Consider the following 9,515-nt stretch of genomic DNA (forward strand, 5'->3'; position numbering starts at 1 on the left):
AGGCCAGGGGAATGAATTCCCCTGGACCCCTTCTTTTTTCTGCCTGATTGCCATGTCCACGTGACGATAGGACGTGGCCCGGCCCGGCAGCAGCGCGACCTTCGAGGTTGCGCTGCTTTCGTATTCAGCGTCCCGCCGTGATGCCCTCACAAGGGCGCCGATGACGCGCTGCCCTACGAACGGCCAGTGATAGAAAAAGATGATGGGGGGGAAGAATTCCTTCTCCCCCCACCCATCAGTGGCTTCTCTAAACTTCCGCCTGCCAGAACATCGGAAAACTCGACTCCACGAAATTCTTCAGCCGCGCCCGGTACCCGGCCGGGCGCGCGAACTGCCCCCACATGACCGAGGGCGTCAGCGCATAGGACGCCGCCTGGATCTTCTCGGCCAGGGCCTTGCGCGCGGCCAGGTCGGGCGCCGCGGCAAATTGCTCCAGGAGACCCGTGATGCCGGTGTCGCAGCTCCAGCCCGGGTAGTCGGCGCAGTTGTTGGCGACGTAGAAGTGGGTCAGGGGGGACAGGTTGTCGACGCCGTTGGAATAGACGGGGAACAGGCTCCAGCCTTCGCGCTTGGCGCGGCGGGCCAGCACGGTGCCCCAGTCCATCACCTGCTCGTCGACGGTGAAGCCGGCCTGCTTCATGTTCTGCGCCAGCACCTGGCCGGCGGTCTGCGAGATCGAGCCATTGACCTGCAGCATCACCACCGGCTCGCCCTTGTAGCTGGTGCGGGCCAGTTCGGCTTTGGCGGCGGCAATGTCCAGCTTGGCGACATCGCTGCCGGCGGCGGTCTCGAAGGGCGTGCCGCACATCCAGAAGCTGGGGCAGCCGTCGACGCGGTACTGCTCGGGGATGCCGATGGCCTGCATGATCTGCGCCTGGTCGACCAGCTTCCACAGCACCTGGCGCACCGCCGGGTCGGCGAAGGGGCCGCTGGCATGGTTCAGGCGGAAATTGCCCTGGAACATGTGGATGCCGCCCAGGCCGATCAGCTTGACCTGGCGGTTGCGGCCCAGCCCCGCCAGGTGGTCGAAGGGCAGGTATTGCATGTAGTCGATCTCGCCGGCGGTCAGCGCGGTCGCGCCTGTCGCGTCGTCCGGCATGGTCTTCAGCACCAGCTGCTCGATGCGGACGGCCTTGCCGCCGGCGAGGAAATCGGGCTCCTCGGCGCGCGGCCGGTACTCGGCGAACCGCTCCAGCAGCATGCGGTCGCCGGGGCGGAACTGGTCGGGGCGGAAGCGGAAGGGGCCGGAGCCGATGACCTCCTTGATCCGCTGCTCGCCGGCGGCCTGGACGACGCGGGCCGGCATGATGAAGGGCACCGGCGCATTCGGCTTGCCCAGCACGTCCAGCATCAGCGGGAAGGGCTTTTTCAGGGTCATCCGGAAGCGGGTGGCGTCGACCGCCTCCAGCTTGTCGAGCGAGGCCAGCAGCATCCGCCCCAGGCTGTCGCGCGCCGCCCAGCGGTTCAGCGAGGCGACGCAATCCGCCGCCGTGACCGGGCTGCCGTCATGGAAGGTCAGGCCGGAGCGCAGGGAAAAGTCCCAGCTCAGCTGGTCGGCCGAGACGGTGTGGCCTTCCAGCATCTGCGGCCGGATCTGCCCCTTCCCGTCCATGGCGAAGAGCGTGTCGAAGACATGATAGCCGAAGCTGCGGGTGATCGCGGCCGTGGTGACATGCGGGTCGAGGATGACGACCTCGGACTCCAGCACCGCGGTGACCAGCCCGCCGGCGGCGCTCGCCAGGCGGGGGGCGGCCAGGAAGGGCAGGCTGGCGCCGGCGGCCAGGATCTGCCGGCGACCCAGGCGTGGCGAGGGGCGGATGGGGTCCATGGATATGCTCTCTCCCTGTGGCCGCTGTCTCTGGCGGGCTGCGCGGGGGGCTTCTGCGGACCTCTCGCCGACGCAGGCTTGCAGGATGATATATCCAATATCAGACTGCGGCCAACAGGAAAGCCGGAGGCCGCAGCACCATGCCCGAGACCCAGCCGACGCAGCTCACCGCCGCCCGCGCCGCGGCCCTGATCCGCGCGAAGAAGCTGTCGCCGGTCGAATACACCCAGGCGGTGCTCGACCAGGCCACGCGGCGCGCGGACCTGAACGCCTTCGCCACCTTGCTGCCGGAGCACGCGCTGGCCGCCGCCCGCGCGGCCGAGCAGGCGGTGATGGATGGCCGCCCGCTCGGGCCGCTGCATGGCGTGCCGGTCAGCGTGAAGGACCAGGTGGACATGACGGGCGTGGTCACCGGTCATGGCTCGGCAGTCTATGCCGACAACACGGCCGCTGCCGACGACATCCTGGTCCGCCGGCTGCGGGATTCCGGCGCCATCATATTTGGAAAATCCCGGCTGCCGGAATTCGGGCATAAGGGCCTGACCGACAGCCCGGTCTATGGCCTGACGCCCAATCCCTGGGACAAGACGCGCACCGCCGGCGGCAGCAGCGGCGGCGCGGCGGTGGCTGTGGCGGCGGGGATCGGGGCCATCGCGCTGGGCACCGACGGGGCGGGCTCGGTGCGCATTCCGGCGGCCTGCTGCGGCCTGGTCGGGCTGAAGCCGACCTTGGGCACCCTGCCCTGGCAGCAGGGCAGCGACACCTTCGGCAACTACACCTATGCGGGCCCGATGACCCGCAGCGTGACCGATGCGGCGGTGATGTTCGCCGCCATGGCCGGCCCCTCCCCGGCCGACCCCTGGAGCCTGGCCCAGGCGGGCAAGCCGCCGCGGCTGAACCCGGCGCTGGCCGGCAACGACCTCTCCGGCCTGCGCATCGGCTATATCGAGCGCGCCACCAATCCGCGGCTTGCTGCCGACATGGCCGAGGCCACCCGGCGGTCGCTGGCGGTGCTGGAGGGGCTGGGCGCCGAGGTCACCCCGGTCGCCGATCCGATCGACTGGATCGAGTTCCCGGCCCGCATCCTCTACCAGGCGAATTATGCCGTCTCCATGGCGCGCCACCTGCCGCAATGGCAGAACCAGATGGACCCGGCGCTGCTGGCCTTCGTCGAGCGCGGCAACGGCTTCGACCTGCACGAGTTCCGCCAGGGGCAATATGCCCGGACCCGGCTGTTCCGCAGCATCCAGGCGCTGTTCGAGCGCTTCGACCTGCTGGTCACCCCGACCCTCAGCCGCACCGCCTTGCCGGCCGATTTCGACGCCGCCAACGACCAGGTCGAGGTCGAGGGCGAGCTCTGCGGCATCACCCGCCAGGGCTGGAGCAGCTATGTCTACCCCTTCAACCTGACCGGCCACCCGGCGCTGACCGTGCCCAACGGCTTCGGCGCCGACGGGCTGCCGACGGCGGTGCAGCTGGTCGGCCCCTGGGGCGGCGACCTGGACCTGCTGCGGCTGGCCGGGCTGCTCGAGGCGGCCGCCCCCTGGGCGGATTACTGGCCGCCGGAAGCCTGAAGCCGGCCGGCCGTCGAAAAAAACTGCCATCCAGCCACCCTGGGCCCTTGCCTGCGGGCCTCCCCCCTTTGCACTTTGTTCACAAACTCAGGGTGGCTCTCATGGACAGACGCTCCTTTCTCGGCGCCGGCGCCTCGCTGCTGGCCATGCCGGCGATCATTCCGGCCGCGCGCGCACAGTCGGCGGCGGTGAAGGTGGCCTTCGTCGCCACCCTCTCCGGCCCGGCGGCGGCGCTCGGCGTGCAGCTGCGCGACGGCTGGGCGGCCGGCGTCAAGCATCTGGGCGGCAAGCTCGGCGGGCTGCCGGTCGAGACCCTGGTGATCGACGACGAGCTCAAGCCCGAGACCGCCCTGACCCGCGTCCGCGCGGCACTCGACCGCGACAAGGTCGACTTCGTGGTCGGCGTGGTCTTCAGCAACATGCTGCAGGCGATCTTCCGCCCGGTCACCGAGAACGAGACCTTCCTGGTCACCGCCAATGCCGGGCCCTCGACCTATGCCGGCCGCGGCTGCAGCCCGTATTTCTTCACGACGGCCTATCAGAACGACCAGCCGCACGCGACCATGGGCCAGGTCGCGCAGGATTTCGGCTACAAGCGGGTCTTCGTGCTGGTGCCCAACTACCAGGCCGGCAAGGACGCCGCCGCCGGCTTCCGCAGCCGCTTCAAGGGCGAGGTGGTGGACGAGGTCTATGTCCCCCTCAACCAGCTGGACTTCGCCAACGAGGTCGCGAAGATCGCGGCGCTGAAGCCGGATGCCGTCTTCACCTTCATGCCGGGCGGCCTGGGCGTGGCCCTCGTCCGCCAGTATCGCCAGGCGGGCCTGGCCGATATTCCCTTCCTGTCGACCTTCACCGTCGACGAGGCGACGCTGCCCGCCCAGCGCGAGGCGGCGCTCGGCTTCTACACCGCCGCCACTTGGGCGCCGGACTTCGCCAATGCGCAGAGCCAGCGCTTCGTCCAGGACTTCATGGCCGACTACAACTATGTCCCGGGCAATTACGCCGCCCAGGCCTATGACGCGGCGTCGATGATCGATTCCGCGGTGAAGGCCGTCGGCGGCAAGCTTTCCGACAAGGCCGGGCTGCGGGCGGCGATGGAGAAGGCCGACTTCACCTCGCTGCGCGGCAATTTCCGCGTCGGCCGGAACCACTACCCGGTGCAGGATTTCTACCTGTGCAAGGTGGTGCAGCGGCCGGACGGCAAGTTCGCCACCTCGACGGTGCGGAAAGTGCTGTCCGACGATGTCGACCCCTATGCGGGCGAGTGCCGGATGCGCGCCACCTGATGACGGCTTCCTTGCTGATGCTGCAGCTCCTCAACGGGCTGCAGCTTGGAATTCTTTTGTTCCTTGTCGCCGCCGGCCTGACCCTGGTCTTCGGGGTGATGGACTTCATCAACCTGGCGCATGGCGCGCAATACATGCTGGGGGCCTATCTGGCGGCCTCGATCGGCGGCGCCCTGGGCAGCTTCTGGCTGGGGCTGCTCGCCGCCCTGCCGCTGTCGCTGGCCTTCGGCCTGGCGCTGGAATGGCTGGTCTTCCGCCATCTCTATGCCCGCGACCACCTGGCCCAGGTGCTGGCCACCTTCGGCGTCATCCTGGTGATCGACGAGGGCGTCCGCCAGCTCTGGGGCAGCGCGCCCCTCAACGTCCCGCAGCCCGAGGGCTTTTCCGGCGGCATCACGCTGATGGCCGGCCTGACCTATCCCAGCTTCCGCCTGGCCATCATCGTCGCCGGCCTGGCCGTCGCGGCCCTGATGTGGCTGGTGGTCGAGCGCTCCCGCCTCGGCATGCTGATCCGCGCCGGCGCCAGCAACGCGCCGATGGTCCGCGCGCTGGGCGTCGATACGGGCCGGCTGTTCCTCGGCGTCATCGGCGTCGGCGCCATGCTGGCAGGCTTTGCCGGCGCCATGGCCGGGCCGGTCTTCGCCGTGGTGCCGGGCATGGGCGACCAGGTGCTGATCCTGGCCTTCGTCGTCATCGTCATCGGCGGCATCGGCTCGATCCGCGGCGCCTTCATCGCGGCCCTCGCCGTCGGCCTGGTGGAAAGCCTCGGCCGGGCGATGATGCCCGAGCTGATGCGCCTGTTCCTCGACGCGGCGCCTGCGCGCCAGGCGGGGGCGGCGGTCGCCTCCATGCTGGTCTATGCGGTGATGGCGGCGGTGCTCGCCTGGCGCCCGGCCGGCCTCTTCCCGGCGGCGCGGGCATGACCCGGCTGCTGCGCCCCTCGCTGCTGCTACCGCTGCTGGCCCTCGCCGCCCTGGCCGCCGCCCCCTTCCTCGGCTTCGGCGACCGCTTCGCCCTGACCCTGCTGTCGCGGGCCATGATCCTCGGCATGGCGGCGGTCAGCCTGTCGCTGCTGGTCGGCGGCGCGGGGCTCGCCTCCCTCGGCCATGCGGCGATGATGGGGATCGGCGCCTATGTGGTCGCCGCCCTGGATCTGGCCGGCATCACCGAGGGCGCCATCGCCTTCCCCGCCGCCATCCTGGCCGCGGCGGCCTTCGCCGGCATCACCGGCCTGGTCGCGCTGCGCACCAGCGGCGTCTATTTCATCATGATCACCCTGGCCTTCGGCCAGATGCTGTTCTTCACGTTGTCAGCCCTATCCGCTCTGGGCGGCGACGACGGCTACACGCTCTATGGCCGCAACACCTTCCTCGGCGCCGATATCCTCACCCCGCGGCTGAGCTTCCATTTCATCTGCCTCGGGTTGCTGGCGGCCAGCTGGGGGCTTTGCGCCATGCTGTCCCGCAGCCGCTTCGGCCGCGTCCTGCGCGCCGCCCGCGAAACCCCGCTGCGCGTCGAGGCCCTCGGCTTCTCCCCCTTCCCCTACCGCCTGCTGGCCTATGTCATCGCCGGCGGCATCGCGGGCCTGGCCGGGGCGCTGCTGGCCAATGCCATGGAATTCGTCTCGCCCGCCGTCGCCTCCTGGCCACGCTCGGCCGAGCTGCTCTTCATGGTCGTCCTCGGCGGCGTGGCGCAGCTGCCGGGCGCCCTGGTGGGCGCCCTCGCCTTCGTCCTGCTCGAGGAAGGCCTGGCCCATGTCATGTCCGCCTGGAAGCTGGTCTTCGGCCCGCTGCTGGTGCTGGCGGTGATCTTCCTGCCCGGAGGTCTCACGGGGGGCCTGCCCTGGCGCCGCCGCAAGCAGGAGCGCCGCGCCGATGCCTGAGCCCATCCTGGTCCTCGACAAGCTGGAAAAGCATTTCGGCGGGCTGGCGGTGACCCAGCAGGTCTCGCTCGACCTCCGCCCCGGCGAGATCCACGCGCTGATCGGCCCCAACGGCGCCGGCAAGACCACGCTGATCCACCTGGTCAGCGGCACCCTGCGCCCCGATGCCGGCCGCGTGCTGCTGGACGGCCGCGACGTCACCCGCCTGTCCCTGCCGCAGCGCGCCCGGCTGGGCCTGGCCCGCAGCTTCCAGATCACCTGCGTCATCCCGGGCTTTTCGGCGCTGGAGAACGTGGCGCTCGCCCTGCAGGCCGGCGACGGCTCCTCCTTCCGCTTCTTCCGCGCCGCCCACCACGAGGCCCGCCTCAACGACGCAGCCCGCGCGACGCTCGACGAGGTCGGCCTCGGCGCCCGCGCCACCATCCCGGCCGGCGCCCTGTCCCACGGCGAGCGCCGCCAGCTGGAACTCGCCGTCGCCATCGCGACCCAGCCCCGCCTGCTGCTGCTCGACGAGCCGCTGGCCGGGGCCGGGCCGGAAGAGACCGAGCGGCTGATCGGCCTGCTCCAGCGCCTGAAGGCGCGCTGCCCCATCCTGCTCGTCGAGCACGACATGCAGGCCGTCTTCGCCCTCGCCGACCGCATCTCGGTGCTCAATCAGGGACAGCTGATCGTCACGGGATCAGCGGCGCAAATCCAGGCGCACCCCGAAGTCCAAACCGCCTACCTGGGCGAAGACGAATTCGCATAGTAAGAAAGGCTGCGGAATGAATTCCCCAGACCCCTTCTTTTTTCTGTTTCATAAGAGGAAACCAAGATGACCTTCCCCTTTCCTGAAGCGGGCGTGACGCGCGCCGGCGAAGGCCTCGGCGGCATCTCCTGGGATATCCTCGGCCAGACCTACAAGCCGGTGCAGCTGTCGGAAGCCTCCTTCGCCTTCGACACGCTGTTCCCGCCCGGCACCTTCGTGCCGCCCCACATCCACCCCGACCAGGACGAATTTATCCGGATCCTGGAAGGCCAGTTCGAGCTCATCCTCGACGGCCAGGAGATCAAGGCCTCGGCCGGCGACCTGATCCGCATGCCGAAAGGCTCGACCCACGGCATCTTCAACCGCAGCGACGCGCCCGTCCGCGCGCTCTTCTGGGTCGCCCCCTCGCGCAAGCTGTTCGAGCTGTTCTCGAAGCTCGACCGCCTGACCGACCCGGCCGAGGTCGTCCGCGTCTCCGCCGAGCACAACATCCACTTCCTGCCGCCCCCGGGCTGAGGCCAGCCGTGTCGATCCTGATCGCCGGGGGCGGCATCGGCGGGCTGACGCTCGCCCTGATGCTGCAGCAGCGCGGCATCGCCTGCACGCTGCTGGAGGCGGCGGAAGAGATCCGCCCGCTCGGCGTCGGGATCAACGCCCTGCCGCATTGCATCCGCGAGCTTGCGGCCCTCGACCTGCTGCCGCGGCTGGATGCCATCGCCATCCGCACGCGGCAGCTGACCTATGCCAACCACCTCGGCCAGACCATCTGGTCCGAGCCGCGCGGCACCTTCGGCGGCCATGACGTGCCGCAATTCTCGATCCATCGCGGGCGGCTGCAGGCGATGCTCTGGCAGGCCGCCGCGGAACGCCTGCCGCCAGGCTCGCTCCGCTGCGGCCACCGCCTGCTGGGCTTCACCCAAGACGACCAAGGCGTCACCGCCCGCTTCGCGACATGCGCCGGCGAGGTGACGCTGCAAGGGGCTGCGCTGATTGGCGCCGACGGCATCCATTCGACCCTGCGCGCCCTGCTGCATCCGGCGGATGGCGGTATCCGCTGGAACGGCATCCAGATGTGGCGCGGCGCGGTGGACTGGCCGGCTTTCGATGGCGGCGACGCCATGGTCATCGCCGGCGACGCGGTGGCCAAGCTCGTCCTCTACCCCATCGCCCCCGGCCTGACGCCGGACAGCCGCCTGACCAACTGGGTGATCTACGCCAAGACCGGCGAGGACGGCTCCGCCCCGCCCCGGCGCGAGGACTGGTCGCGCCGCGGCCGCCTGGATGACTTCCGCCACCTGGTCGACCGGCTGTCGCTGCCTTTCAACGACACCGCCCGCATGATCGGCGCCACCGAAGAGATCTTCGAATACCCGATGGTCGACCGCGACCCGCTGCCCTGGTGGACGCAGGGCCGGGTCAGCCTGCTGGGCGATGCGGCGCATGCCATGTATCCGGTGGGCTCCAACGGGGCGTCGCAGGCGGTGCTGGATGCGCGCTGCCTGGCCGATCTGCTGGTCGACCTCGCCGCGCTGGAAGCGCTGGCCGCTTATGACGCCGCGCGCCGCCCAGCGACGACGGCCATCGTGCAGTCGAACCGCGGCGGCGGGCCGGAACGGGTGATCGGGCTGGTGGCGCAGCGCGCGCCCGACGGCTTCGCCGCGATCGGCGACGTGGCCACCCCGGAAGAGATCGCCGCCATCTGCGGCGGCTATGCGCAGCTGGCCGGCTTCGCCCGGCCGGCCGGAGGCTGACGGCTATGGATGCTCGTTGGAACTACCTGGACGGGCAGCTGCGCCCCAGCCAGCCGGCGCTGCTGGAACGCTTCCTGGCCGATAGCGCGGCGGCGGTGGCCGAGCTCGGGCCCGATCTGGACCTGGCCTATGGCGCGCACCCGCGCATGGTCTTCGACGGCTTCCGCGCGACGGCGCCGTGGCGGGGGACGCTGCTGTGGTTCCATGCCGGGTACTGGCAGTCGCGCGACAAGTCGCTGTTCCGCTTCCTGGCGCCGCCGCTGGTGGCGATGGGGCTGGACGTGGCGGTGGTGAACTATCCTTTGTGCCCTGACGTGACCTTGGGCGACCTGCTGGCGGCGACGCGGGAGGCGGTGCCGGCGGTGGCCGACTGGGCCGGGCGCGGCGGCGGAGGGATGATCGCCGCGGGGCATTCGGCGGGGGGGCATATCGCGGCGGAGCTGGCG

At 70.2% G+C, this 9,515-nt stretch carries 9 protein-coding genes; 8 read left to right on the plus strand and 1 reads right to left on the minus strand.

The window, feature by feature from the left end; genetic code table 11:
• Positions 1–247 precede the first annotated feature (247 nt).
• Positions 248–1,828, minus strand: coding sequence for an ABC transporter substrate-binding protein (locus tag BKE38_RS14155; RefSeq protein ID WP_083747545.1), 1,581 nt, complete (start codon positions 1,826–1,828; stop codon positions 248–250).
• Between the two features lie 140 nt (positions 1,829–1,968).
• Between BKE38_RS14155 and BKE38_RS14160 the strand changes: the two genes are divergently transcribed.
• From BKE38_RS14160 to BKE38_RS14195, 8 genes are all read left to right on the plus strand, one after another.
• Positions 1,969–3,402 (plus strand): amidase, encoded by a 1,434-nt coding sequence (locus BKE38_RS14160; RefSeq protein ID WP_076957952.1) that lies wholly within the window; start codon positions 1,969–1,971, stop codon positions 3,400–3,402.
• 101 nt (positions 3,403–3,503) lie between these two features.
• The gene (locus BKE38_RS14165; RefSeq protein ID WP_076957953.1) at positions 3,504–4,688 is read left to right on the plus strand and encodes an ABC transporter substrate-binding protein; all 1,185 of its coding nucleotides are present in this window, start codon (positions 3,504–3,506) and stop codon (positions 4,686–4,688) included.
• Positions 4,688–5,611, plus strand: a complete 924-nt coding sequence (locus BKE38_RS14170; RefSeq protein ID WP_076957954.1) for a branched-chain amino acid ABC transporter permease — start codon at positions 4,688–4,690, stop codon at positions 5,609–5,611. Before BKE38_RS14165 ends, BKE38_RS14170 begins: the two co-directional genes overlap by 1 nt.
• Positions 5,608–6,570, plus strand: a complete 963-nt coding sequence (locus BKE38_RS14175; protein ID WP_076957955.1) for a branched-chain amino acid ABC transporter permease — start codon at positions 5,608–5,610, stop codon at positions 6,568–6,570. The genes BKE38_RS14170 and BKE38_RS14175 overlap by 4 nt, the downstream gene beginning before the upstream one ends.
• Positions 6,563–7,318: an ABC transporter ATP-binding protein gene (locus BKE38_RS14180; protein WP_076957956.1), complete on the plus strand. Its 756-nt coding sequence runs from the start codon at positions 6,563–6,565 to the stop codon at positions 7,316–7,318. Before BKE38_RS14175 ends, BKE38_RS14180 begins: the two co-directional genes overlap by 8 nt.
• A gap of 66 nt (positions 7,319–7,384) precedes the next feature.
• Entirely contained in the window at positions 7,385–7,834 is a 450-nt protein-coding gene (locus tag BKE38_RS14185) for a cupin domain-containing protein (protein WP_076957957.1), read from the plus strand.
• Positions 7,835–7,842: 8 nt separating this feature from the next.
• Positions 7,843–9,069 (plus strand): flavin-dependent oxidoreductase, encoded by a 1,227-nt coding sequence (locus tag BKE38_RS14190; RefSeq protein WP_076957958.1) that lies wholly within the window; start codon positions 7,843–7,845, stop codon positions 9,067–9,069.
• A 5-nt stretch (positions 9,070–9,074) separates the two neighbouring features.
• Positions 9,075–9,515 (plus strand): alpha/beta hydrolase (locus tag BKE38_RS14195; RefSeq protein WP_242662353.1); only part of this gene is annotated, 441 nt, incomplete at its 3' end.

Origin of the sequence: Teichococcus deserti, assembly GCF_001982615.1 — a bacterium.
Classification (GTDB): Bacteria; Pseudomonadota; Alphaproteobacteria; order Acetobacterales; family Acetobacteraceae; genus Pseudoroseomonas; species Pseudoroseomonas deserti.

What these genes read in the sequence shown, in the direction of transcription:
- BKE38_RS14170 (WP_076957954.1), top strand. Translation starts at nt 4,688, where the DNA reads ATGACGGCTTCCTTGCTGATGCTGCAGCTCCTCAACGGGCTGCAGCTT.
- BKE38_RS14165 (WP_076957953.1), top strand. Translation starts at nt 3,504, where the DNA reads ATGGACAGACGCTCCTTTCTCGGCGCCGGCGCCTCGCTGCTGGCCATG.
- BKE38_RS14160 (WP_076957952.1), top strand. Translation starts at nt 1,969, where the DNA reads ATGCCCGAGACCCAGCCGACGCAGCTCACCGCCGCCCGCGCCGCGGCC.
- BKE38_RS14175 (WP_076957955.1), top strand. Translation starts at nt 5,608, where the DNA reads ATGACCCGGCTGCTGCGCCCCTCGCTGCTGCTACCGCTGCTGGCCCTC.
- BKE38_RS14185 (WP_076957957.1), top strand. Translation starts at nt 7,385, where the DNA reads ATGACCTTCCCCTTTCCTGAAGCGGGCGTGACGCGCGCCGGCGAAGGC.
- BKE38_RS14180 (WP_076957956.1), top strand. Translation starts at nt 6,563, where the DNA reads ATGCCTGAGCCCATCCTGGTCCTCGACAAGCTGGAAAAGCATTTCGGC.
- BKE38_RS14155 (WP_083747545.1), bottom strand. Translation starts at nt 1,828, where the DNA reads ATGGACCCCATCCGCCCCTCGCCACGCCTGGGTCGCCGGCAGATCCTG.